Here is a 25,319-nt window from a genome sequence, read left to right as displayed (position 1 = left end):
TGATAAAACAAAAAAATCTTTCAAAATTCATTTTGATTTCAGGTTATACTTTTTGGTTATTTTTCATCATATTTTCTGTGTGTTTTCTTATACTAAAGACACCAGATTTTTAATAATCCCCCATCAAGTTTTAAAATAAAAAAGAATAACTTTAATTCTCTTCACACACCTACAATAAGTCATTGTTTTTCATCCAGTTAGTCAACCTATCAAACCAGACATCATTCACTCTTTTAAAATCCAATCCATAGCCATGGCCTCCTAAAGCATATATATGAGCTTCATTTTTCACTCCAAAATTGTTTAGTGCCCTTATATAACCGAAAGCGTTTTCTATAGGAACAACATCATCGTCATTAGAGTGAATAATGAATGTTATAGGGGTTTCTTTTGTCACTTGCTTTTCATTAGAATACAAATCAATTAGTTCTTGAGGGGGATTTTTTCCGATTAGATTTTCTCTAGACCCTATATGCGTATTTTCCCAAAAAGTGATTACAGGATACATGAGAATGGAAAAATCAGGACGCAAACTAGTGTGTTTTTTATTTTCTACACATTCTCTCTTGAAATGAGTTGAGGCTGTAGAAGCTAAATGACCACCGGCAGAGAACCCCATAATTCCTATCTTATTTGGGTTTATACCATACTTAAATGCATTTTCACGAACATACTTTATAGCTTGTTGTGCGTCTTGCAATGGTCCAATCTTTCTATCCATCATGATTTCATCACTTGGTAAGCGATATTTTAATACAAATGCAGAAACGCCCATTTCTGCAAATTTTGCAGCCACATCATATCCTTCATGACTGATAGCTAATCCTCCATAGCCTCCTCCCGGACAAATAATCACAGCAGCATCCGTTTTAGATGAATTAGCCGCTTTGAAATAAGTTAAACTTGGTTTAGACACCTTAGTTGTCCATAGTACAGGATGTACGTTTATAACCGTCTCTGTTTGTTCTTTGTAACTGTCAGAATTTATAGCTCCCGGTACTTGGGCATATAAAGCGATCTCTTCCCCCTTTTGAGCTTGAGCGATAGAATTAACTAAGACAGTCGCAAAAAACATTAGCGTAATCTTTTTCATGTTTGATTTTAATGATTTAGTTTATGCTGCTAAAGACACCTGTTGAGGGATAATCCCCCATAAACTAAAAAAGAAAAAGATTCCTTTACATTCCTGCTATAAGTCTTTGTTATTTTGTAATGCTTCCTTCAGCTTAGCTACTGCTGCCGCAACCTGCTTTTCTAATGTCTTTACAGAGACTCCCAAAACCTCGGCAGCATCTTTATATTTCATCTCATTTTCACGAATCATAAGAAAAGCAAGTTTAGTTTTAGTAGGCAGTTCCTCTATAGCTTTATTTAAGGCTACAATAGTCTCTTGGCTTATATATATAGATTCTGGATTAGTAGTGGTATTATAAAATAAATCTATATCAACATCATTAATATTAGACAATTCCATCTTCTTTTTACGCAGAAAATTAAGTGCTTTATTTTTAGCTATTATAAAAACATAGCTCTCCAGATTCTCCACCTCCTCTAATTGTTCTCGTTTATTCCACAAAGAAAAAAACACATCCGACATTAGTTCTTCACATACATGACTGTCTTTAACAAATAATGAAATAAAACGGAAAACTTTGTCTTGATACGTATTTACAAATATTCTGAAAGAATGCTCATCACTAGACTTTCTTTTAAAAACATTATCGAAAATATGCTTTAATGAGTTCAAATCAATTTCGCCTTAATATTAAATAGGAATGCCAAGTAAATATAAACAGTGCCGGTTTAAAGTTATGCTTATATCGGCATAAATGTAGTACATTTTTTCTCAGGTGAGAAACCTCAAAAAAACTATCCTAAGCAGACAGAAGTCACTCCTATCAAAATACTTTAGACTTATCAAAAAAGCCTCTCTGACATTATAATCAGAGAGGCTTTCATATTCTGTCAATAAAGGACTATCTGCCCATTCCTCCTGGCATATTCTTCATCATTCTTTGCATTTTTGCCATAGCTGATGGGTCTGAGAACTGTTTCATCACTTTTCTCATATCCTCAAACTGCTTAATCAACTTGTTTACTTCCGCGATATCTGTTCCTGAACCTTTAGCTATTCTTTGCCTTCTGCTTGGATTAATCGTGTCCGGGTTTTCTCGCTCATAAGGTGTCATAGAATGGATAATAGCTTCAATTCCTTTAAAAGCGTTATCGTCCACTTCTATATTTTTCATCATTTTGCCAACACCCGGAATCATTCCCATCAAATCTTTGATGTTACCCATTTTTTTGATCTGCTGAATCTGACCTAAGAAGTCGTTAAAATCAAATTTATTCTTCCTGATCTTCTTTTGTAGTTCGGCAGCTTTTTTCTCGTCAAACTGTTGTTGAGCTCTTTCTACCAAAGAAACTACGTCTCCCATTCCGAGGATACGGGATGCCATCCTGTCCGGGTAGAATACATCCAATGCATCCATTTTCTCGCCGGTACCAACAAACTTAATTGGCTTGTTAACTACCGATTTGATTGACAAAGCCGCTCCCCCGCGTGTATCACCATCCAATTTAGTTAACACAACTCCGGTAAAATCCAACCGGTCATTAAATGCTTTCGCTGTATTTACCGCATCCTGACCGGTCATTGCATCTACAACAAATAGAATCTCCTGCGGGTTGGTTGCCTTTTTAACCTCTGCAATCTCATCCATTAAAGCATCGTCTAAAGTTAAACGACCCGCCGTATCGATGATAATTACATTGTTTCCATTTTGCTTTCCATGGGCAATACCCTCTAAAGCAATAGCAACAGGATCTTTAGATTCTCTATTGGTATAAACTTCTGCACCCACTTGTCCTGCAAGGACTTCCAATTGGTCAATCGCGGCCGGGCGGTAAACGTCGCCTGCAACTAATAAAGGTTTTTTATTTTTTTGCGTTTTTAAAAAGTTGGCTAACTTACCTGTAAAAGTTGTTTTACCAGCACCATTTAATCCTGCAATTAATATAATAGTTGGATTTTGTTTTAAATCTAATTCGGTAACAGAACCACCCATTAAAAGGGTAAGCTCATCGTTCATGACCTTGGTTAGCAACTGGCCTGGAGAAATGGCGGTCAATACATTCTGACCTAAGGCCTTTTGCTTAACTTCATCAGTAAAAGATTTAGCTGTTTTATAGTTAACGTCTGCATCTAAAAGAGCTTTTCTAATCTCTTTCATCGTTTCGGCCACGTTAATCTCGGTAATGCTTCCTTGTCCTTTTAAAACCTTAAACGCCCCTTCGAGCTTTTCCTGTAGATTGTCAAACATCTGCTAATCTGATTTTTTATATAAACCACAAAGTTATCATTTTGATTGAAAGGGTGTAACCTTATTTTTTAGAACTTTTTTATTTCCTTTTGTAACAAGTGGTAATGTTTTGGCGTCTTATTATAAATAAGCTTAAAATTCTTGTTAAAGATTGTTAAAACTGTTTAAGTTTCACACTTAAAAAATGTATATTTAAGGGATTAGAAATCTGATTATTAAACTTTTAATAAAAAACATATTATTTCTATCTGCGAGGAAATAAAATTAGTTAGTTAGTGTTATGCAGAAAAAATGCCCCGGAACGTGGGGCATTTTTATATCTCTTATCTTGGAAGTTTATAAACCAGACCCAGCGCTAAAGACTGCATGGACTGAATTTTCCCATCGCCCGAATTATTATCGTATAAAGCCGTTCCATTTATAGTAACATTCACCATTCGGTTCACTTTCGCCGTTAAGGTAGCATCCAGCCTATGATCAATTTGACTCAATTTATCGTATGCCACAAACATCATATACCTTGCCTTCAAGTTCATATTGGTTGCTATATCTTTATCTAAATTAGATACTATCTGAAATGCCAACTCATTTTTCACTTTATCTCCTCTAGGAACACCAAAGTTTTTACTATTATTTCTATACAGCGTGGTGTCTAACATAAATGTCTGTCTGGCGGTCCCGGTACCTAAACGCGTACTAAAATATTTTACCGGTTTATACTCGAAACCTATAGATTCTGTAAGATAGCCTGGTGCCATAAATTTAGAGATGGCTGTTGCGGTATCTCTACCTGTTGTTTTACTTTTAAAATAAGTATAACCGATATCAAATTGCGACTCGAAACTTAATGAACCGAAAAAATACCAGTTTTTAGACATCTGCAGAGAGGCTTTGTTGTCCCAAAAAATACGGTCATTGGTCTTGCGTTCCATCTGACCTTTATTTTTCAATTTTCCATATTGCAATATAAACTCTGTAGACAGGTTTTTCGCATCCTTTTTATATTCAGACTTATAGTTCATCAAAGCCGTCATAGCAATAGAATTAACCCCTCCACTACTCCAATTGTCACTAAATGCAGCCTGATTCAGGTTAATTCCAAAAGATGCGGTTGTTTTCCAGTAATTCACTTTCCTCTGAACCAAATAAAAAGGCAAAGTTTTTTTTGTAATCTGGAAATAATTAGGCCTTGTAACAAATGGGTTTTTCTTTGGATAAATGATAGAAGTGGGAATGGTATCTGATTCTGAAAAACTTGCTTGCGCATTTGCACCTGCTATGGTTAAAAGAAAAATAACAAATACAAACAAGCTTCTTAAAAGTATATTCATGATTCGAATTTTATTCAGATCTAAAAAAGAACAACGTAATCAAACCGCAAATTTGTATATAATTTTCCTAACGGAGGTCATAAATATGACAAAAAAGCCCAAAATCTTCGTCTTTCCAGATAATCCGGATTAGTATCATTTTCAAAAGCTTCCCTTTCAAAAATGATATTACGATAGGCCTTATAGTGGGTTTTATAACGTAGCAAATTGATTAGATAATTAAAAAAATATAAAACATAGAAAGGCAACACTAAAAGCTCCAACTGCTGTCTGATATGTATGCGCTCGTGAAAGATAAGCTGGCTTTTATAATCAATTCCTTTTCTTTTAATTAAAATAAAGGGAAACAAGGCCATGCCATCTACTCTAAGCCACGAGCAAATAATAATTGGGCATCTCACGGCGTCTCAATTGGTTTTAAATTGGAAACCTCGTCAGGATATGGCTTTTTCTTAAATCGGATATATGCTATTTTCACATAACTGATCAAATCATAATCGCTTGCTCCGTATACAAAATAGTATGATGGCCGATAATTAATCATAAATAACTCTAATTGATCGCCTTTAAGCCCGGTATATTTACTTACCAGCGACTTATTGAATTTTTCATCAATAAAATTATTCATGTAATCACGCTCCATAACCTCCTGTAGTTTTTTTGCATTTCTGCCTTCTCTACTAAAAGAGTTCCATAAAGCGTCTATGCTTAAACCAACGCCAGACTGACCAAAAGAAAGCAGATCTCTATTTGTCAGCCGATTAAGGCTGCTAAACTGCTTCCTTAATTCTTCATATCTTTTCATTGCTGACAACACGGAATCCTTTACCAGCACCTCTTTTAACGGAATAGCTACTCTTTTCAGATAAAAAACCAAAGCTGTCTGATTTGCATAAATTAAAGTATCGATATAATATCCCTCTGCAACAGCCACTAACTTATCTCCTGGCTTAACGTTAATTTTAAACTCAGCCTTAGTATTATTGAAAAGCTTTATCCCCGTCCTAAGGTTATTGATATTTACCCGATTGACTCTCTGTCCTGTCTGTTGATCAAATACGACACCATTCATTTCTATCTCCTGTGCGAACAATTTCGAAACAGCAAATAGCATCGCTATCAATAGCATATAGGGTGTCCTTTTTAACATCAATCCTTACTTCCTAATTATAAGTTCCTGACCAACTTTTATATTATTGTCTGTGATATAATTCAATCTCGTTAAATCATCTATACTTACATTAAAACGTTTGGAAATGCTAAATAGCGTGTCGCCAGGCGCAACCGTATAAATTGTCGGATTGTAAACAGGTGCTTTACTTCCTTTATACAAAGCTGTATCGGCTGATTTCTTTATTAACAATTTTTGCCCTATCTTAATGTTGCCATCATAAATCTGATTCATTTGTAGCAATTCGTCTACTGTTAAACCAAACCTTTTAGATAAGCTATAAGGAGTGTCTCCTTTTACAACAATATAATAGTCGCCTTCTATCGCTACAGGTGCATCTACCGGTTTATCTTTTATAGGTTCTGCCGGAATATTTTTGTTGATATCTGCCAGAACACGGTCTTCCCTTCTAATCTTCTCTATTTTACCTTCCTTTCTGTCGAATTTGTGCAATTCATATCGTTCTATAATAGAAATTAATAATTCGGGATAGCGTGGATTTGTAGCATAACCTGCAGCTTTTAATCCTCTCGCCCAACCTTGATAATCGTCTTTTTCCAATTCAAAAAGGGGGGCATAGCGCTTTCTTTTCAAAAATTCAGAATGATCCCGATAGCTCTCATCCGGATTACTGTAAACCCTAAAGCAATCATCCTTTGCGTCATCGTCCTTATAATAACCTTTTCCTCTCCAATCGCTTGTACATTTTATACCAAAGTGATTATTCGCATACCTTGCCAGATCGCTATTTCCATTTCCTGACTCCAGAATTCCCTGTGCCAAGGTAATACTGGCCGGAATCCCATATTTATTCATTTCCGTTATCGCAATGTTCTTAAAGCGATCGATGTAGGTTTGTGCAGTATAAGTAACAAAGTTCCCTTTTGTCTGCCTATTTACCTCCTTTTCAATCTCTTTATTATTATGATGATAAGTAGAACCTCCGTGATGATTAGGTTTGATTACTTTCTTTTTTGAGGAACAAGAACTTAAACCTATACTAATTAATACAAAAAAAAGGATATGCTTAACTGACAAATGAAATTTCATGCGCTTTATTTTTTCCTGATTATAAATAGTCCGTCTCTTACTGGTAATATTAGCTTCTCTACCCGATCATCTTTAGCAATTTCATCGTTGAAATTCATGATATTGCTGGTGTCTTTATCTGATTTATTTTCCAACACTTTGCCACTCCAAAGCACATTATCGACAATAACAATCCCACCTTTTCTTACTTTATCAAATACCTGCAGATAATAATAATAATTGTTTTTCTTATCGGCGTCAATAAAGACGATATCGAACACTTCGTCTAGTAACGGAATTATTTCCTGCGCATTGCCTATCCGATAATCTATTTTTTGTGCATAATCGGATTGATTAAAATAGTCTCTTACCCTGTCTTCCAACTCTTCATTTATATCTAATGTGAATATTTTTCCGTCTTCGGTTAAGCCTTCGGCAAAGCAGAGTGTTGCATAACCGGTAAAAGTTCCTATTTCCAATATCCTTTTTGGATTCACTAACTTCGTTATCATACTGATAACCCGACCCTGATAATGCCCCGATAACATTCTGGGCAATAAAACCTTCAGATTGGTTTCTCTGTCAATATGCTTTAGCAACTCTGGTTCCGGCTCGCAGTAGTTCTCCAGATATTGCCTGAGTGTCTCGTTTATGAGTTCCATTTGGCAAAGGTAGTACCCAAATCCAAAAGTAAAAATTCAAAAGATTGTTAAAGGGCTTAAAATTTTATAATCTTTTGCGAAGTAATACTCATTTAAGATTTATTGTTTTAGATTATCGAAAATTAAAGACATAAAAAAAGCTCTCAAACGGGGAGAATGAAAGCTTTTAACTAACCAATTATAAACCTGACACAAATATACAGGTCAATACCTTCCTCACAAAGCATGTTAACGTTATTTAACATTTTAAAGATAACTATGACTTTTAATACCGAGTGGTAGTTTTAGATATCAGCATAAAAATAAAACAGCTGTTTGCACATATTATGCTTGCGGATTGTCTTCAGATCAAGTCCACTAGATCAGTAGACTTGATCTGAAGATATCCCGAGAAAGAGATTTAAAGCTACGTCTGATAAAATAGTGCATATTTTCAGGCAGAGTTTAAAATAGGCTTACGCAAAGCGTTCATTTTAATCGAATTCCAATACACATTTCAAAAGCAATAGTCTCCTATTTTCTAGAGGTCTCTAAGGTTATATCATCGACAACAATATCTGTAGTGTATCGCTTTGTGCCATCCTTTGCTTCGAAAATATTATTATTTAAACGTCCCTCCACCGTTAATTTAGTGCCTTTCTTGATTTGCTCCTCTGCAAGTGTCGCCTTCGCATTCCAAAATATCAGCGTAAACCATTGTGTCTTTTTAACCTCTTCCCCATTCGTAGTTCTATACGATTCGTTCACGGCAAGGCTTACCCGAGCCATTCTTTTGTTTTTACCGAAATCTTTTACATTTACATCTGTACCTGTGAAACCAGATAGAATTACTTTGTTAATTACATTTTCCATGTTTTAAAATTTTAAGTTTTTACTATTTAACGAACAATGATCTTCTGACCATCGACGATACAAAGTTGACTATGGTACAAAGCTTTAGTCGTATATTATCCGTTTATACACGTTTATACGTGAGTGTTAATGAGTATTAACAAGCCAACCATATTTTTTGGATTGACCGGAAATTTATTTAACTTCAACACTAAACATTGCTATATGAAAAAACTTTGTTTAGATTGCCAAACTCCTGTAGTTGGCCGATCGGATAAAAAATTCTGCGATGATCAATGCCGAACTAATTATAATAATAGATTAAAGGCAACAGATGACAGTTTGCTAAAACAAATCAACCTGATCTTAAAAAAGAATTATCAGATTTTAAAAAACTGTAATCCGGACGGAAAAACGAAAGTCAAAAGAGAGCTGCTTTTGCAAAAAGGGTTTGATTTTAATTATCATACTCATCTCTATACCACACAAAAGGGGACTTCTTACATCTTTTGTTATGATTTTGGGTATTTATTATTGGATCGTGAAAATGTATTGCTGGTAAAGAAGTAGAATGACTACTAGAAATTCTCTTTATAGTATCGTAAACAGCTTATCGAAAACCAGAATCATCTTAAAGAGATGACACATAAAACCAAGGCTTAATAGCTAAGTAAAATTGCTATAAACGACCTTTTATGACCTAATTAAAAGTGTGACAAATGAATAAAATAAAAATAGTGCATATTATCGGCAGTTTAAGTACCGGAGGTGCTGAAAGATTTGCTGTTGATTTATGTAACGAATTGGCAAAAAATGCCTTTTACCAGGTTTATATAATTTCGCTTTGTAAAAACAACTCACAGGATGTTATATCTCAGGATATTTCTAAACAGGTGAAATGTTTGTGTTTTAATAAGAAGAGTGGATTTAGTCCGTCTGTATATATAAAACTTACTAAGTGGTTCATTAATGTTAAACCGGAAATAGTTCATACACATTTAAATGCATTTGAATATGTCTTGTTATATAGCTTATTAAGCAAAAAAAGTCGCTTCTTTCACACACTGCATAATATGGCACAACACGAAAGCCCCAAATTTCTGCCAGCAAAATATTTGAGAACACTATTTTATAAATATGGAAAAGTGAAACCTATAACTATTTCGCGTAATGGAAGTGAAACCTATAGACAACATTATAACCTAAAAAACGACATTAGAATAGAAAATGGCAGACCCAATTTAAAATTATCAGAAGAACGTGAACGACTTCATAATCTATATAAATCAAATTCAGATGATTTTCTTCTGGTTCATATAGGGCGAATCTCGGAAGAAAAAAATCAAGCGCTGCTAATTGATGTCGTACAAAAATTTAATAGGCTGGAAAGTAAAAAGTGTAAGTTACTTATTATAGGTACAGGAATTGATGAAAATCTGCATAAAAGATTATTAAAAAAAGTTAAAAACGACCCTCAAATAGAGTTTTTAGGTGTCAGAAAGAACATTGGCGACTATTTAAGTATTGCTGATGCTTTTTGCATGGGCAGTACTTTCGAAGGAATGCCAATCGTTTTAATAGAAGCATTATCAATGGGCTGTATGCCTATTAGCACTCCGGTTGGAGGTATCCCTCAAATGATTACTCACGGAATCACTGGCTTTTTAAGCAAGGATATCTCTTTGGAGAGCTACTATGAAACTTTGAAACAAGCACTATTCTCTCCGGAAAAGGCGGTAATTCAAAACAATTGTATAAACGCGTTCAAAACGTATTATCATATAGAAATCTCTGCGGAAGCGTATTCAAATGTTTACTATTCAATGTTAAACAACAAAAACATTTTAAGCATGGATGGGAACAAAGTTGAAGCATAATATTTAGAACAAAAGTCCCTCTTTTTCTTTAGGCTTAGTGTATTATCTCAATGGAAGAAAAGATTCCGGGCTAAAACCAAATAATTGCTAAAAATCAATTTGATATGAATCATTTAAGGCCATATCCCCTATTAATTGAGCGTTAAAGGCTGTTTTTCTTCAAAAAACAAGAATACATACGGAATGAGAAGGGCATGAGATGCTTTAAAGAAGCTTGTGAGATGTATTGAACATCTATTAGATATAGAACTCAACAAAGAGCCATAATTAAATGGCTTAGTGTAAAAAAGGCAGATATATACTGATATAATGTGATGCTGAAACAACTTATCCCAAACTCACATTAATCTGTATTTATTTCCGTAGGAGTTCTTACCTTTCACAGGCAGGTATTAAAGGAAGAAAAGCCCTTTACAATGCAATATGGTGATGAGTTTGAACAGTATTGCAAAAAAGTTATTGATATCTCTAACCCTTATTCCGTCGTCTCATACAACAAGCCATCGGGAACTGGTACAACAGAAGAATAAATGAACATTCCAATTTAATTCAAATTTGAGCCAATTTATCGAATTTTGTTATTTATATATTTAGGAGAAAGTTGGAAGAATCCAATACTACTAAAAGATTACAGCGGATTTTAGACAAAATGGACTAGATTTTTTAATTTACAAATCACATGCCCTATAAAAATGATTATTAGAAAAGGACTGTCTACCGATTTAACAGAGCTGCAAAAACTATTCTCAGACACAATAAAAGCTGTCTGCCAGAAAGATTATAACCACGAACAACTTGAGGTTTGGGCTTCAGGGATCGAAAACCGACAACGCTGGCAAACCGTTATGGCCAAACAGCATGTTATTGTAGCACAAGATAATAATGGAAAAATAATAGGTTTCTGTTCACTTGACAACGGCAATTACATTGATCTTATGTTTGTTCATAAAGATTGTCAACGCCAAGGAATTGCTTATAAACTCTATGCTGAAATCGAAAAAGAAGCAAAACGACAAAGGCAAACCGAACTAAGCTCTAATGTAAGTAAAACCGCCAGACCGTTTTTTGAAAGAATTGGCTTTAGTGTAAAAAAAGAACAAAGTGTAAACGTAAAGAGTATAACACTCACAAATTATAAGATGACAAAAACCATTGAAGCCCCAACTTTCGGGTCACATCCGGAATAGGCAGGTACTCCTATAGTTGGTATCTTCTTACATACCCAACTTTTCCATATAAGACTGCAGGATAATCGTTGCCGAAACTGTATCTACCAACGCCTTATCTTGTCTGGTCTTCTTTTTTGCCCCACTTTGCAAAATAGCTGCAGAGGCCATTTTCGAGGTAAATCTTTCATCCATCATCTCCACCGGAATTTCAGAAAAATTCTTCTTCAATAAATTAACAAAAGCCCTTACGTGTACTGCAGACTGCGAGTCTGTACCATCCATTTGCTTAGGTTCTCCCACAACAAAAGTTTCAACTGATTCCGTCAATAAATATTTCTTAAGAAACTCTACTATATCTTTTGGGTGTACTGTGGTTAAACCATTTGCGATAATCTTCATAGGATCAGTTACCGCAATTCCTATTCGCTTGGTACCGAAATCGAAGGACATTATTCTAGCCATATTTGAAAGTATCAGGTATTTAGTACCTAGTATCAAGTCTCTTGATACTACAAAAATAAGATTTATCTTCTTATTCTGACATCATCAATTAATTGTAAATACTTGGTACCTGATACTTTCTACTTGCTACTTATTTATTATTTTGCAACGATGCAGTTTAAAGATATTGTAGGACAACAAGAGGTTAAAAATCATTTGGTTAAGATGGTCAAAGACCAAAGGATTAGCCATGCACAGCTTTTTTTAAGCCCCGAAGGTTCCGGAAGTCTGGCCCTGGCAATGGCTTTTGCTCAATATATTTGTTGCGAAAACAAGCAGGAAAATGATTCTTGTGGCGAATGCAGCTCTTGCCGGAAATACCAGAAAATCATTCATCCCGATCTGCATTTTTCCTATCCTTTTTTTGCAAAACATAAAGAAGACACTGCATTAACATTTATAGAAGAATGGCGTAAAGCTTTTTTAAATAATCCATACCTGGGTTTAGACGAATGGAGAGACAACCTGAGTGCAGACAACAAACAGGCAAACATCAACATTGCGGAGTGTCACAGTATTATTCAGAAACTCAGTTTAAAACCTTTCGAATCTGAATATAAGATTTTAATCATGTGGCTTCCCGAATATCTGGACAAAGAAGGAAACGCTTTATTGAAGATTATAGAAGAGCCTCCTCATAAAACGTTGTTCCTGTTAGTTGCTCAAAATCAGGATCAGATATTAAATACCATTCTGTCTAGAACGCAGATTGTAAAAATCCCAAAACAAAAAAACGAAGATATTCAGCAGTTTTTAGTTGAAAAACGAGGGCTGTCTGAAAATAAAGCGGAACAAATTGCTTATTTAAGTAATGGAAGTCTGCAAAATGCACTTATTTTTTCCGAACAGGAAGAAAACGATTTTCACGAAAAAATGGCCAATTGGTTAAGAGCCTGTTATAGCAATAAAGGATCTGTATTTATTCCACTTGCAGAAGATGATCTGGCCAAATTAGGTCGCGAAAATCAAAAAAATCTTTTGCGTTATGGCATCAATCTCATGCGCGAATGCATACTTTTTCTTAGTGGCACACCAGGTTTAGTACACTTACCGGAAAAAGAATTAGAATTTATTAGTAACTTTTCGAAAGTTTTGGACATAGCAAAAGCAGAAGCTATTGCAAACGAGTTCGAAAAAGCGCATTATCACATAGAACGGAATGCAAATCCGAAGATATTATTTTTAGATGTATCTTTGAAGTTGGTAAAAATTATAAAGTTTAATACGCTCCCTTTTACAGGGACTCAACATATATTAATATAACTATGGGATGTGGAAGTTGCTCATCGGGTGGAGGATGTACACCCGCGGGCTGCAAAAGTAACGGTTCTTGTATGACCGATGGAGGTTGCAGCAAATTAGATGTTTACGACTGGCTTTCCGATATGGACTCGCCGGCTAACTATAAACCCTTTCCTTTTGTAGAAGTTCGCTTTAAAGGCTCTAGAAAAGATTTTTACAGAAACGTCGACAATATTTATTTAGAAGCCGGAGAACTGGTTGTGGTAGAAACAACAGGTGGCGGATATGACGTTGGCCACATTACACTTACCGGAGAATTGGTGCGTGTTCAAATGAACCGTAAAAAGGTAAGTGAAGAGAAAGCGCCACTAAAAATTTTCAGAAAAGCAACTCCACAAGACGTTGAAAAATGGAAAAGTGCAAAAGAAAAAGAGTATGAAACCATGCACAAGGCAAGAACTATTGCTTTGGAATTGGGCTTAGAAATGAAATTAAGCGATGTTGAATATCAGGGAGACAAGACAAAAGCAACCTTCTTTTATACAGCAGAAGGTCGTGTAGATTTTAGGGAACTGATAAAAAAACTGGCTGAAGCTTTTAGAGTTAGAATCGAAATGCGGCAGATTGGCATGCGCCAGGAAGCGAGCAGACTAGGCGGAATTGGTTCCTGTGGTCGAGAGCTTTGTTGCTCTACATGGTTAACAGATTTCAAAACTGTTTCTACCGCAGCTGCCAGATATCAGAATTTGTCTTTAAACACTTTGAAGCTGGCAGGACAATGTGGCAAGCTTAAATGCTGTTTGAATTATGAATTAGATAGCTATATGGATGCCTTAAAGCATATTCCAGACAATGCGGATCATTTGAAGACATCAAAAGGAGAAGCAAAGCTACAGAAAACAGACATCTTTAAGAAGATTATGTGGTTTAGCTATATCGGCGAAGACAGTACATGGATTCCCCTTCCGATAGATCGCGTAAAAGAAATTCTGACTTTGAATAAGCAGGGTCAGATGCCTGAAGAATTAAAAGATTTGGGTTCTTTTGAAGAAGAAATAATCATAGAAAAAGCTTTTGATTACGAAAATGTTGTTGGTCAGGACAGCTTAACCCGACTGGACGAAAAAGCCAGAAAGAAAAAGAAAAAAAATAAATCGGGCAATAACAATCCTAATAATGCAGAAAACAGAAGTGCTAAACAAAGTACTAATCAGCCTTCGCAACAACATAACAGGAAGCCACAACAGCAATCTCAAAATAATCAGCAGAACAGAAGCAATAATCCTTCCGACAAAGATAGGAGACCAAACAATAATGCTTCTGCAGAAAATGCACCTGCTAAAGAGCAAGGCGGCGAACAAAGATCGAAGAAAAAGTTCAAGAAAAGAAAACCGAATAACAACAATAATAAAAAGCCTGATCAAGCATGAAAATGATCTTTAAATGCTTTTTGGCAATAGTTATTGCATTGTCTGTAGCTTCCTGCTCAGACAATGCAATTATTGACGAATACACTGCAATTGCTAAAGAAAATTGGTCTTATGATAAGCCAATAAAAACCGTTGTCGATATTAAGGACTCAAGTATTCCGTATAATATATATATAAACTTTAGGCATACAGAGGATTATAAGTATTCCAATATCTGGCTACGCCTTTCTGAAATTTCACCTGCAAATAAAAAGACAACAGTTCGCGAAGAGTTTCAGCTGGCCCTGCCTGACGGCAAATGGATTGGGAAAGGTTCAGGCAATCTTTATAGTTACAGATTGATTTACAAAGAGGGTCTTAAATTCGATACTGTTGGGAAGTACACTTTCATTATCGAGCAAAACATGAGGGACAATCCATTAAAAGCCATTACGGATGTTGGCCTAAGGATTGAGCCAGTGAAATAATTTAGTCTTCCTTTTCGACGTAGATTAGTTTATCGCAAAAGATCATAAAGTAGAGAATCAATTTACCAGATAATAACTTTAAATGGGTTTAAACATCTTTATCCGGTAACCAGTACTTTCTCTAATCCTATACCGGCCGCCAGTAATTCCTGTGTGATATTTCTGGTATAATCTATAATCTCGTTTTTAAAGTCTAAAACGGAAGCCCCTCCTCTGATCTCTTCCAATCTTTTCTCCCACTGTCCTGTCAATTCTGCCTGAGCTATTTTTTTCTCCTTAACGACTTCGTAGATAGCCAATCCTTTAGACGTTGGAATAAGGTTCTTTTTCTCTCTGGAAATGTACTCTCTTGTAATTAAGGTTTCTATAATTGCCGCCCGAGTCGCTGGAGTTCCCAATCCACTATCTTTCATAGCGTAACGCAGTTCTTCGTCTTCAATATCTTTCCCGCATGTTTCCAGTGCTTTTAATAAGGTTGCCTCGGTATATTGCGGTTTTGGCTTAGTCTGCTTTTCCACAACAGCTTTCTTTGTTACTGGCAAATTCTCTCCTTTATCAACTTTTGGTAAGGTTGCATTTTCTGATGCATCTTTTTTCTCGTCGTCGGGATCATTGAAAACGGAACGCCAACCTGCTATTTTTATAACTGTTCCATTGGCAACAAAATCGCTTCCGGATTCTATAGAAATTTTAGTTGTTTCTTTAATACAGTCCTGATGAAAGGCTTCTAACATTCTTCCTACAACCATATCGTAAACGGCTTGCTTGTCTTCTGGCAGATAGCCCGGATCTATTCCGGTCGGTAAAACAGCGTGGTGGTCTGTTACTTTTTTAGCATTTACACTTCTTTTGTTTAGCTTATTCTCCAGCAAATATTCCGCTGATTTCCCGAACAGTCCATGATTTTTGTATTTAGAAATCAAATCTGGAACTGTAGCGAAAATATCGTCACCTATATATCGACTACCTGTTCTGGGATAAGTGACTAACTTACTTTCATATAAATTCTGTAGGATACCCAACGTTTGATCGGCTGTATATCCTTTCTTTTTGTTTGCTTCTTGTTGTAAGGAACTTAGATCATGCAGTAGCGGAGGTGGTTCTTTCTTCGCCTTTCCTTCTACATTTTTAATGTGGCCGCCAGTTGGACTTCCTGACTCTACATCTAAAACTTTAGCTAAAACTTCCTCTGCTTCTTCCTTAGTATCAAAGTTTTTGGTTGATATGGCTTTAAAAAACTGTTCGTCTTTACACAATTGAATCGCTACCTGATAGTATATCTTCGGAACAAAATTTTTAATCTCTAAAAAGCGGGCACATATCATTGCTAAAGTAGGTGTTTGCACTCTGCCCAAAGAAAGAACAGATTTGTTTCCGGCTGATATGCTTAAAGCTTGTGTAGCGTTCATTCCAACCAACCAGTCCGACTGCGACCTTGCATGAGCGGAGTTAAATAAGGTATCGTATTCTGTTCCCGGCTTTAGGTTTCTGAAACCATTTTTTATAGCCTCGTCGGTTTGAGACGAAATCCAAAGTCTGCGAAAAGGCTTTTTACATTTCAAATAATAGTAAATGTATCTGAAAATCAGTTCCCCTTCTCTCCCGGCATCCGTTGCTACTATAATTTCATCACATTCATCAAACAATCTTTTTATAGTATCCAATTGTTTCTTTACCGCCGGATCTTCTACCACGCCATCTTTTGTCTTTATCTTTCTTATAGAAAGCTTGAACTTCTGTGGCAACATAGGTAGATTTTCTTTCCGCCAGCCATAAAAACCATATTCTTGAGGCGGAGCCAATTGTAAAAGATGACCAAAAGCCCATGTAAATGTATAACCCTTACCTTCAATATATCCGTCCTTTCTGGTGGTTGCTCCAAAAACTTTCGCTAATTCTCTTCCTACTGATGGCTTTTCGGCTATAACTACTTTCATGTTTTCGCTACGGTCTTTTGAACTTCAAAAATGGGGATAATTATTCAGGATAGGAATACTGATTTATGAACATCTTGATTTTATCTACAAAAACAGTAATTTTATCTTAAGAAAAAAATCATAACCATTATGAGCTTAAAATATCGTTCGGCTTTACTTTTAATTTTCTTTTGTTTGCTCTACACCTATACTTCGGCCCAAAACAAGTATAGCGCTCTGCAACAACAGATTGACTCGTTGATAACGCAGGACCTACCCAAATCTGCATTGGAAAAAGTACACGAGTTAAAAGCACTAGCCGTTGCCGACAAAAATGATATACAAAGGCTGAACGCTATCCTTTACAAACTGAATCTAACTGCTCAAACAGAAAAGAATCTCGAAAAAAACATAGAAGTCCTCAATAAGGAGACTGAAAACGCCGCTTTTCCCTTAAAAGCAATCCTTCAATCTGTTCTGGCAGAAACGTATTGGAACTATTATAAACAAAATCGCTATAAGATAATCAATCGAACTCCAACAAAAAACAGGGAAAATGATTTCCGAAACTGGGACTTCAGTACACTAATTAACGAAATCTCTTTATTGTACGATGCCTCACTCTCCTCACAAGAAATATTACAGAATACTCCCATAAACGAATATACAGAGGTTTTAACGGAGAATAATCAAATATTACGCCCAACACTTTTTGATTTACTAGCTCAGCGAGCACTTTCATTCTACAGTAATCAGGAATATCAGCTACAAACATTTAATTTTCAGAATGTATCCGAAAGCACTTTTATGTTCGACACGGATAGTCTTTTCTACAATACTTCTGTCACTTCCCCTTATAATGATGCTGCTTTTCATAAATCTTCAGATATTTATGCTGAATTATATCACTTTCACAAACAACGCAAAAATATTGATGCTCTTGCCGATTTACTCCTTAATCGTATCATTAACTTATCCAAACAATATTCGGGTACCAAAAATCGGGATTCATTACAACTGCAAGCCTTAAACATTATAGAGAAACAATATTCTTCTTCTTTGGTAATAGCAGATATACGCTATCAAAAGGCCCTTATTTATGAAAGAATGCAGGATAACGTTACTGCCTATGCGCTTTTTCAAGACATTATTAATCTGTTTCCTGAAAGCAATACCGCAAAAAATGCTAAAGTAAAGGTTTTTCAATTGAGAAAAAAAGAACTGAATATAAGGCTCGACAATGATAATATTCCGAATAAAAATATACTCGCTACTGTTGACTTTAAAAACATAGAAAAAGCAAAATATGCATTATATAAAGCTGATATGCATGATCTTGACGAGATCATGCCCATACTGGACAGAAAAGGAGAGAACAAACAGGAAATTATAGAATATCTTAAAAAGAAGAAAAGTTTTAGAACTGTTGATTTTGATTTACCAGAACTTCATGATTTTAAACAAAATACTACCTCAATAAAAGTAGACCCTTTACCTCTTGGAATTTATTTCTTGGTTTTGGAATATGAAGGCATTGAACCGGAAAACATTAAGTTTACACATTTCAACGTTACCAATATGGTTTGCTTAATTGATATTAAAAACGGAAAACAAAAAATACGTGTTGCAGACAGAGCTACAGGTATGCCATTGAAACATGTTTTGGTATCTGTTTATAAACACTCGACATTTACACATAATATTAAGACCAGAGAGGTATCATCTAAAGGCAAAACCGATGCTAATGGCTTCTTTATTACACAAAAAGACAAATACAACAGCTATTCACTTCGTTTAAAGAATGATATTTGGCATAGTTCCGTTTATACATTGCCTGATAGGAAAACTCAAATCCAAATTGAGGGAGAAGAAGATGCAGTTTCGATATTTACCGATAGGGAAATTTATCGTCCCGGACAAACTATTCAATTTAAAGGAATCAAGTACATAAACTCGGAGAAAGAAAGCCAGGTTTGTGCTAATAACGACATCGAAGTTATATTTTCCGGCAATCGGCTCACTCTTCAAAAAGTAAAATTAAGAACTAATGAATTCGGGACATTCAGTTCTTCTTTCGAAATCCCACAAAATGCATTAAGCGGCTCCTTTCAGATCAAAGCAGGCGATTACACGAAATCAATTAAAATTGAGGAATATAAAAAGCCTACTTTCTTTATCAAATTCTCGCCGGTGAAATCAATCGCAAAAGAACCGGTAAAGATTACCGGCTTTGTAGAAAACTTTGCCGGATATCCCTTACAGGAAACCAGGGTTTCTTATACGATTTATAAAAACCCAGGATTTTTTAGAGGTACAAATGAAGCTTTAATCACAGATAGTGCAAAAACAGATAAGCAAGGAAAATTTCTCATTGATTTTATTCCGGAAACTACGGACAAAATATATACCTATAACATTGTTGTAAAAGTTACAGACATCGATGGGGAGACACGGGAAAACCAAACATCTGTTACCTTTGGCAAACCCTCACTAAGATTTTCCGCAGTCATTCCCAATAAAAACTTTATTACTGACACCTTAAAAACACCTTTTTCGCTAACTGATTTAAATGGAAATAACATAACTGGGAGAATAAAAATCCGCATTTTTAAAGAAAATCGTAAATCAGACTATACTTCGTACAGGTATCCTAACTATCCCTTTGTTCCTTCATTAACAGAGGAAGAATATACCAGATATTTTCCTGACATAGACGCTCCTTATGCTAAAAAGACCGAACTCTTATTAGAAAAAGACATCGTAATAAAGGATAAAGACCAAACACATATAAATATTCCAGGCCTGCAAAATCTGTCTTGCGGCACATATAATATTGAGCTTACGGCCTACAATAATTTAGGAGACAGTATCCGCCTGTATAGGATGTCCAAATTGATAACAAAAAAAATAGGTACGCCTTCTTCACGAACCGACTGGGTATTTCCTGAAACGGAATACGTAAACAAAGGCGAAAACGCCATTTTTTATACCGGCTTTAATAAGGCTAACACTATTTTAATGGAAGTGTACGAAAGTGATGTTTTAAAATATTTCAAATGGATAGAAACATCTGGTAATAGTTACGAAAAAACAGAGATTCCATACAATGGCGAACCCGACTTAAAAGTGGTTTTTTCTACAATGTTTAACGGACGATTTTATACTTCAACCGAAACAATCAAATCCGCTAAAAGCAATAATAATCTAAATGTACAGATAACTTCTTTTAGAGAAAAAGTACAACCAGGAGAGCGGGATAAATGGAAATTAAAAGTTACTGATAAAGACAATCTTCCCGCAAAAGCAGAAGTGCTAGTTGCGCTATACGATGCTTCCTTAGATGAAATCAGCAAAGCGAACTCAAAATGGTCTCTGAATTATCCCTATGCTAATTCTGCATACGTATTATCCTGGATACCTATTTGGTCTCCCATGAGTACAGGAAGCCCAACAAACAGACTAACTTATAGCTATCATTATATTGATAAAACATATAGTAAATTAAAATATCTGGATTATAATTATTCTGGACAGCTAAATAAGATTATTGGGAATACACCCCAAAACAAAGCTATTAATATACGTGGCACAACAAGTCTTGTATATGGTGAGGGCCCTGTTAACGCTCTTAACGAAGTTACCGTGGTTGGTTATGGAGAAGCAACAAGATCGGATATTACAGGAGCAGTCGCTGGTGTAACAGAAAAAGGAGACGGTAGTGACGTATTTACAAATGTTGATAATACTAATAGTTTTCGGAAAAATTTTTCGGAAACTGCTTTTTTCTATCCTCATATTGTTACTGACGAAAAAGGCGAAGCTGAATTTCAATTTACTTTCCCAGAATCTTTAACCACCTGGAAATTCAGACTTTTTGCGCATACCAAAGACTTAAGAACCGGATATACCGACAAATACATTATTTCACAAAAACCACTAATGATTTCCGCCAATATGCCACGCTTTTTTAGAGAAGGCGATGAAATCGATGTTATAGCAAAAACGGTAAACACCAGTGAGAATAATATTTCAGGAAAATCACTTTTGTCGTTTGTTAACGAAACAAATAAAAACATTTTAGATTTTTTTAATGATAAAGAATCCGGGTCTAGAACTTTTAAAATAGACGCCCATCAATCAGAAGCCAGCAAATATCCCATCAAGATTCCAAAATCAATAGATAGCTTAACCTATCGGATTTCTGCTTATTCGGATTTTTATTATGATGGAGAAGAAAAGTCTGTACCTGTTTTATCCAAAATGCTTACACTTTCGGAGTCAAAATCATTTATTTTAAACCCTGGAGAGAGCCGGAAAATTAAAATAGAAGATTTTCTGAGCAGTGATAAGCGTGAGCTAAAGTCTCTGACATTTTCCACACAAAACAATCCCATTTTGGATATTGTGTTTGCTCTACCCTATTTGCAAAAAGAAAACTCTGAGTATTTAAGTTCAAATTCGCTATTAGGGAATTTTATGACTGGTCAGATGGCACTCTATGTCAGAAAAAACTATAGATATGCAACCATCTTTCCAGACAGTAGTCTTTCAAAGTTAAAAAACCTGAAGAACTCTCCCTGGTTTAATCCGTCGCAAGTATTGGAACAGCAAAAAACATTGATTCATTTATTTAAAGGGACTAATGCATATACAGAACAGGCGATGGCATTGAATAAACTAGAAAAAATGCAAAAGTCAAACGGTAGCTTCCCGTGGTTTGAAAGTTGCATTTACGAGGATCGTTATATCACCCAAAATATTGTTGCCAGTCTAGGAAAATCCAGTGCAATATCAACCTCTTCTTTTTTTGATAAACAAAAAGGAAGAATAGCAAAAAAAGCACTTTCTTATGTAGACAATGAGCTTATTAAAAACATCAATTCACTAACATCTTTAGACATACAAGGATGGTATGCCAGAAGTTTTTATAAGGATTCTTCTGCCCTTATTGGGTTCGATTCTTGCCAAACAAAATATCTGGACTACGCCCATAAAAACTGGCAAAAATTTACAGATTACGAAAAAGGACTCATCGCATATACATTCATCAATCTGGATCGCAATGATTTAGCCCAACCTATTCTTAAATCGCTTAAAGAAAAGGCCATTTTCTCTGACGTGATTGGTGCTTACTGGCCTCGAGAGCAGTCTTTCTTTCTGTGGAATAGAGCTGAGATAGAAAAGCATTCCTTGATGATAGAATTATTCGGAAAGCAAGAGAGTGAGGCTAACTTTGTACTGCAATTAAAAAAATGGCTATTGTTAAATAAGCAGGCTAATAATTGGCAAACATCTAATGCGACTATGTCTGCCTGTTTTGCACTACTAAGCAACGGAAGTTACGAACCGGAAAAAAACACTATAAGGTACTCCACAAAAAGGAAGTTGGAACCCGAACTTCAGATAATGAATGCAGGAAAGTTCACGTATACGGTTCCTTTAGTTAACGATAAACCTGACTTTCCTATTTATGAAATCTACAATCCAGGTAAAAATTTTATGATCGCCTCATTCAGCCAAACTTTTAATCAAAACCTGAAAGACGTAAAATCTCATAATAATGGCCTTATTATTACAAAAAAATATTTCAAAAAGGATCGTAACGGCAACTTAAAAGAGATTAATAACAATAATGAATTACACGTTGGGGATAAGATTACCGTAAGACTTTATCTTGTTGCAGATAGAGCATTGGAATATATTAAATTGAGAGACGAACGACCTTCGGGAACCGAACCGACTTCTGTTATATCGAAATATTATTATTTGGAAAATTTGTTTTATTATCTGACACCTAAAGATACCAGTACGGATATATTTATAAATCATCTTCCAAAAGGACAGTACATCATAGATTATGATTTGTACTGTGCACAAAGCGGGAAATTTTCTTCTGGAATTAGCAAAGCAGAAAGCTTATATGCTCCGGAATTTGGAGCCTATACATCGAGCCAAAATATCATTATCAAATAAAAAGGGCCGTTAAGGCCCTTTTACTCTATCTACCTACGAGACGAGTGATGTCGATGTCCCTCATCCCTGTTTCTTTTTTGATTATGAAGCTTTTTATAATCATGTTTTTTTTCATATCCTCTTATTGTTGGCTGCCCTACATAACCTCTGTATTTTCCATAGTTTGCAGCGTAGTAACTATGAGATTCCCATGGCCTTGGCTTATTTACGACAACTTTATATCCGTTATAAAAGTTATAATTCCGATACTTCTTAGGTAAATTACCTACTGTTAACCATTTTTTTCCGTTGTAATAAGTATACTTTCTTGAATTTACATGATAGTATACATCGATATCGGGGACGTAATAATACTCTACATAGTTATATCCTGCTGGACCCCATAACGGTTGAGATCCTAAATTAACATTTACATTTAACCTTACCTGAGCGTCTGCGGTTTTGAACGTAAAAACACTTGCAACGAAAACAGACATTAAAAAGAACCTTCTCATAACCGTATACTTTAATTTGTAAAACTTATTGATATGACGGTTCTCCTGTAGGATAGTTTAACCCAAACAGCCAATGCGATTGTAACAAAAGTGTCGACAATAAAAAAGAGCTTCTTTTCAGAAGCTCCTAATAACACACGTTTTAATAACAAAAAATAACGACTAATTCAATTGGATCTCCTTTAAATCAAATCCTCCTTTTCTCGCAACAACCCGAATCTTATTCTCTCCCTGTTTCAGTTTAACATTTCCTAAACTGTACAACTTCAATTCCTCACCTTTTATTGGATTGCTCAGACTGTTAGACAAGTTCGTTCCGTTTATATTTAAAGAAATCTCTCCCGTATTATCTTTGCTTGATGCTTTAACATTTAATTTATAGGTTCCTGCTTTCGCTACATTAATGGTGTATTGCAACCATTCGCCATCTTCAATATGCCCGATATAATAGTCCCCAGTTTTAGCTTGATAAATATCCACGCCATCATTTCTACACATTCTGCCTCTGTTGCCCTGCGTATTCACACCCGGCGTAAAATGATAGCTTGCCGTGTCTTTATCAAAATACGCAGAACCCTGTCTTCCTAAGTCGTAATCTACCGCATTTATAGTCAGCGCATTTTTTAAGAGATGAATCTTAAAAGGTTTGGTTTCTTTAGTTTGCACTTGCCTAAACATAGCATCAATTACATCTTTATGGAAGACATTATTCTGTATTTTGGTGTTTTCTAAAAATTCGTTCAAAGTTTTCCAGGCTTTCTCTTCATCTGGCTTCTCGCCTTTTCCAGCCCAATAATTCACTAAGTCCTGATAATTTTTGGTCAACTTTATTTCCAAAGGATTATTAATACCAATTTTCTTATGTTGCCACCACGCCCATCCGATGTCATGTTTTTCAACCAGTGTTATAGCTTCTGTAAACCATGTATTGGAATTTTCGCCCGATTCTCCTAACCAAACCGGTACATTGTAATTTTTCTGGATATCCAGGAATGATTGGATAGCTCCTTCATTATTAAAATTGCCGTATTTATGGAAACTGACTACTATGTTACTGTCCCAAAGCGGGAAAATGCCTCTGTAGTTATTTCCAAAACCATTACCTTCAATAATAATAATATGATTTTTATCCACTGAACGGATAGCTTCTGTTATTTCAATCAACAGCTTACGTAATGGTGCATTTTTGTTTTCTGCCGTTCCGCGAGTATCTTTTGGACCTTCAAAACCCCAATTGGTCTCGTTTAACAAATCATAACCGCCAATCCATTTTTCGTCCTTATAACGATCGGCTAATTTTTTCCACAAAGCCACCGTTTTCTGTTGATTCGCTTCACTTTCCCAAAGAGATGGTTTTGACGGATCACGATCTGAAATTGCCAGATCATTTCCCTGTCCGCCCGGCGCAGCGTGTAAATCTAAAATCAAATACATTTTATTTGCTTTACACCAGCTCAGTAAGCTGTCTGTCAAAGCGAACCCCTTTTCTAACCAGGTATTCTGTCCGGCAACAGGTTCCCGATCTACGGGTAAAGTATAAAGATTATAGTGAAAAGGCAACCTTATAGAATTGAAACCCCAAGAAGCCAAAGAATCTATATCGGCTTTCGTTGTGTGATATTTTAACCACTTTTCATAAAACTCATCCGCTTTTTGTGGACCAACAACTCCAGAAATAGCCTCTTTAATTCGGTACTGTTGCCCTAAATTTGAAACCCTGAACATATATCCTTCCTGCAACATCCAGCCGCCCAAACCCATTCCCCGAAGAATTACTTTTTCGCCTTTTTCATTGACAATAAGATGTCCTTTAGCTTTAAGAAAACCCTGCGCATTTGCCTGATTTACTGTTGTCGCAATACATAAAGTAAAAATTAATCTAAATAGCTTTCTAAATTTCATG

Annotated in this window: 19 protein-coding genes; 7 read left to right on the top strand and 12 right to left on the bottom strand. The window is 35.5% G+C overall.

Annotated elements, in window-relative coordinates; translation table 11 throughout:
• Positions 1–169: 169 nt before the first annotated feature.
• From PEDSA_RS15575 to PEDSA_RS15535, 8 genes are all read right to left on the bottom strand, one after another.
• Positions 170–1,093 carry an alpha/beta hydrolase gene (locus tag PEDSA_RS15575; RefSeq protein WP_013634122.1) on the bottom strand — a complete coding sequence of 308 codons (924 nt, stop codon included), beginning with the start codon at positions 1,091–1,093 and terminating at the stop codon, positions 170–172.
• Between the two features lie 96 nt (positions 1,094–1,189).
• Positions 1,190–1,747, bottom strand: coding sequence for an RNA polymerase sigma factor (locus PEDSA_RS15570; RefSeq protein ID WP_013634121.1), 558 nt, complete (start codon positions 1,745–1,747; stop codon positions 1,190–1,192).
• Between the two features lie 229 nt (positions 1,748–1,976).
• Entirely contained in the window at positions 1,977–3,323 is a 1,347-nt protein-coding gene (gene ffh, locus PEDSA_RS15565; RefSeq protein WP_013634120.1) for a signal recognition particle protein, read from the bottom strand.
• 323 nt (positions 3,324–3,646) lie between these two features.
• Complete coding sequence (locus PEDSA_RS15560) at positions 3,647–4,654, bottom strand: DUF3078 domain-containing protein (protein WP_013634119.1); 1,008 nt, start codon at positions 4,652–4,654, stop codon at positions 3,647–3,649.
• Positions 4,655–5,051: 397 nt separating this feature from the next.
• A complete protein-coding gene (locus PEDSA_RS15550; RefSeq protein WP_013634117.1) occupies positions 5,052–5,783 on the bottom strand; it encodes a hypothetical protein in 732 nt (243 codons plus the stop codon).
• A 27-nt stretch (positions 5,784–5,810) separates the two neighbouring features.
• Entirely contained in the window at positions 5,811–6,875 is a 1,065-nt protein-coding gene (locus tag PEDSA_RS15545) for a glucosaminidase domain-containing protein (RefSeq protein ID WP_013634116.1), read from the bottom strand.
• 5 nt (positions 6,876–6,880) lie between these two features.
• Complete coding sequence (locus PEDSA_RS15540) at positions 6,881–7,516, bottom strand: O-methyltransferase (RefSeq protein ID WP_013634115.1); 636 nt, start codon at positions 7,514–7,516, stop codon at positions 6,881–6,883.
• Positions 7,517–8,029: 513 nt separating this feature from the next.
• Positions 8,030–8,368, bottom strand: a complete 339-nt coding sequence (locus PEDSA_RS15535) for a single-stranded DNA-binding protein (RefSeq protein WP_013634114.1) — start codon at positions 8,366–8,368, stop codon at positions 8,030–8,032.
• Between the two features lie 204 nt (positions 8,369–8,572).
• Between PEDSA_RS15535 and PEDSA_RS15530 the strand changes: the two genes are divergently transcribed.
• From PEDSA_RS15530 to PEDSA_RS15520, 3 genes are all read left to right on the top strand, one after another.
• Positions 8,573–8,917 (top strand): hypothetical protein, encoded by a 345-nt coding sequence (locus tag PEDSA_RS15530; protein ID WP_013634113.1) that lies wholly within the window; start codon positions 8,573–8,575, stop codon positions 8,915–8,917.
• Positions 8,918–9,066: 149 nt separating this feature from the next.
• On the top strand, positions 9,067–10,224 hold the full coding sequence (locus PEDSA_RS15525; protein WP_013634112.1) for a glycosyltransferase: 1,158 nt from the start codon (positions 9,067–9,069) through the stop codon (positions 10,222–10,224).
• Between the two features lie 692 nt (positions 10,225–10,916).
• Positions 10,917–11,411: a GNAT family N-acetyltransferase gene (locus PEDSA_RS15520; protein ID WP_013634111.1), complete on the top strand. Its 495-nt coding sequence runs from the start codon at positions 10,917–10,919 to the stop codon at positions 11,409–11,411.
• A gap of 27 nt (positions 11,412–11,438) precedes the next feature.
• Here the strand turns inward: PEDSA_RS15520 and ruvX are convergent, their stop codons facing one another.
• On the bottom strand, positions 11,439–11,855 hold the full coding sequence (gene ruvX / locus PEDSA_RS15515; protein WP_013634110.1) for a Holliday junction resolvase RuvX: 417 nt from the start codon (positions 11,853–11,855) through the stop codon (positions 11,439–11,441).
• A gap of 150 nt (positions 11,856–12,005) precedes the next feature.
• On the opposite strand from ruvX, the gene PEDSA_RS15510 reads away from it, so the two are divergent.
• From PEDSA_RS15510 to PEDSA_RS15500, 3 genes are read left to right on the top strand one after another with little or no spacing between them, the layout of a single operon-like run.
• Positions 12,006–13,157: a DNA polymerase III subunit gene (locus PEDSA_RS15510; protein ID WP_041537114.1), complete on the top strand. Its 1,152-nt coding sequence runs from the start codon at positions 12,006–12,008 to the stop codon at positions 13,155–13,157.
• A 2-nt stretch (positions 13,158–13,159) separates the two neighbouring features.
• A complete protein-coding gene (locus PEDSA_RS15505) occupies positions 13,160–14,566 on the top strand; it encodes a PSP1 domain-containing protein (RefSeq protein WP_013634108.1) in 1,407 nt (468 codons plus the stop codon).
• On the top strand, positions 14,563–15,033 hold the full coding sequence (locus PEDSA_RS15500) for a gliding motility lipoprotein GldH (protein WP_013634107.1): 471 nt from the start codon (positions 14,563–14,565) through the stop codon (positions 15,031–15,033). Before PEDSA_RS15505 ends, PEDSA_RS15500 begins: the two co-directional genes overlap by 4 nt.
• 98 nt (positions 15,034–15,131) lie before the next feature.
• Here PEDSA_RS15500 and PEDSA_RS15495 read toward each other — a convergent pair whose 3' ends face one another.
• Entirely contained in the window at positions 15,132–16,970 is a 1,839-nt protein-coding gene (locus PEDSA_RS15495; protein ID WP_013634106.1) for a DNA topoisomerase 3, read from the bottom strand.
• Between the two features lie 129 nt (positions 16,971–17,099).
• Between PEDSA_RS15495 and PEDSA_RS15490 the strand changes: the two genes are divergently transcribed.
• A complete protein-coding gene (locus tag PEDSA_RS15490) occupies positions 17,100–22,922 on the top strand; it encodes an alpha-2-macroglobulin family protein (protein ID WP_013634105.1) in 5,823 nt (1,940 codons plus the stop codon).
• A gap of 29 nt (positions 22,923–22,951) precedes the next feature.
• On the opposite strand, the gene PEDSA_RS15485 is transcribed toward PEDSA_RS15490, so the two are convergent.
• Together PEDSA_RS15485 and PEDSA_RS15480 are read right to left on the bottom strand one after the other, a co-directional pair.
• Positions 22,952–23,416 carry a hypothetical protein gene (locus tag PEDSA_RS15485; RefSeq protein WP_013634104.1) on the bottom strand — a complete coding sequence of 155 codons (465 nt, stop codon included), beginning with the start codon at positions 23,414–23,416 and terminating at the stop codon, positions 22,952–22,954.
• Between the two features lie 162 nt (positions 23,417–23,578).
• Positions 23,579–25,318, bottom strand: a complete 1,740-nt coding sequence (locus tag PEDSA_RS15480; RefSeq protein WP_013634103.1) for a cellulase family glycosylhydrolase — start codon at positions 25,316–25,318, stop codon at positions 23,579–23,581.
• Position 25,319 lies beyond the last annotated feature (1 nt).

The sequence above is a fragment of the Pseudopedobacter saltans DSM 12145 genome, from assembly GCF_000190735.1.
In the GTDB taxonomy this organism is placed as follows: Bacteria; Bacteroidota; Bacteroidia; order Sphingobacteriales; family Sphingobacteriaceae; genus Pseudopedobacter; species Pseudopedobacter saltans.
The sequence above is the reverse complement of the archived record's forward strand: the minus strand, read 5'-3'. Positions and strand labels throughout refer to the sequence as shown.

Excerpts from the sequence above, each read along its gene's own strand:
- PEDSA_RS15575 (WP_013634122.1), bottom strand. The coding sequence starts at position 1,093 with ATGAAAAAGATTACGCTAATGTTTTTTGCGACTGTCTTAGTTAATTCT.
- ffh (WP_013634120.1), bottom strand. The coding sequence starts at position 3,323 with ATGTTTGACAATCTACAGGAAAAGCTCGAAGGGGCGTTTAAGGTTTTA.
- PEDSA_RS15560 (WP_013634119.1), bottom strand. The coding sequence starts at position 4,654 with ATGAATATACTTTTAAGAAGCTTGTTTGTATTTGTTATTTTTCTTTTA.
- PEDSA_RS15550 (WP_013634117.1), bottom strand. The coding sequence starts at position 5,783 with ATGCTATTGATAGCGATGCTATTTGCTGTTTCGAAATTGTTCGCACAG.
- PEDSA_RS15545 (WP_013634116.1), bottom strand. The coding sequence starts at position 6,875 with ATGAAATTTCATTTGTCAGTTAAGCATATCCTTTTTTTTGTATTAATT.
- PEDSA_RS15540 (WP_013634115.1), bottom strand. The coding sequence starts at position 7,516 with ATGGAACTCATAAACGAGACACTCAGGCAATATCTGGAGAACTACTGC.
- PEDSA_RS15535 (WP_013634114.1), bottom strand. The coding sequence starts at position 8,368 with ATGGAAAATGTAATTAACAAAGTAATTCTATCTGGTTTCACAGGTACA.
- PEDSA_RS15530 (WP_013634113.1), top strand. The coding sequence starts at position 8,573 with ATGAAAAAACTTTGTTTAGATTGCCAAACTCCTGTAGTTGGCCGATCG.
- PEDSA_RS15525 (WP_013634112.1), top strand. The coding sequence starts at position 9,067 with ATGAATAAAATAAAAATAGTGCATATTATCGGCAGTTTAAGTACCGGA.
- PEDSA_RS15520 (WP_013634111.1), top strand. The coding sequence starts at position 10,917 with ATGATTATTAGAAAAGGACTGTCTACCGATTTAACAGAGCTGCAAAAA.
- ruvX (WP_013634110.1), bottom strand. The coding sequence starts at position 11,855 with ATGGCTAGAATAATGTCCTTCGATTTCGGTACCAAGCGAATAGGAATT.
- PEDSA_RS15510 (WP_041537114.1), top strand. The coding sequence starts at position 12,006 with ATGCAGTTTAAAGATATTGTAGGACAACAAGAGGTTAAAAATCATTTG.
- PEDSA_RS15505 (WP_013634108.1), top strand. The coding sequence starts at position 13,160 with ATGGGATGTGGAAGTTGCTCATCGGGTGGAGGATGTACACCCGCGGGC.
- PEDSA_RS15500 (WP_013634107.1), top strand. The coding sequence starts at position 14,563 with ATGAAAATGATCTTTAAATGCTTTTTGGCAATAGTTATTGCATTGTCT.
- PEDSA_RS15495 (WP_013634106.1), bottom strand. The coding sequence starts at position 16,970 with ATGAAAGTAGTTATAGCCGAAAAGCCATCAGTAGGAAGAGAATTAGCG.
- PEDSA_RS15490 (WP_013634105.1), top strand. The coding sequence starts at position 17,100 with ATGAGCTTAAAATATCGTTCGGCTTTACTTTTAATTTTCTTTTGTTTG.
- PEDSA_RS15485 (WP_013634104.1), bottom strand. The coding sequence starts at position 23,416 with ATGAGAAGGTTCTTTTTAATGTCTGTTTTCGTTGCAAGTGTTTTTACG.
- PEDSA_RS15480 (WP_013634103.1), bottom strand. The coding sequence starts at position 25,318 with ATGAAATTTAGAAAGCTATTTAGATTAATTTTTACTTTATGTATTGCG.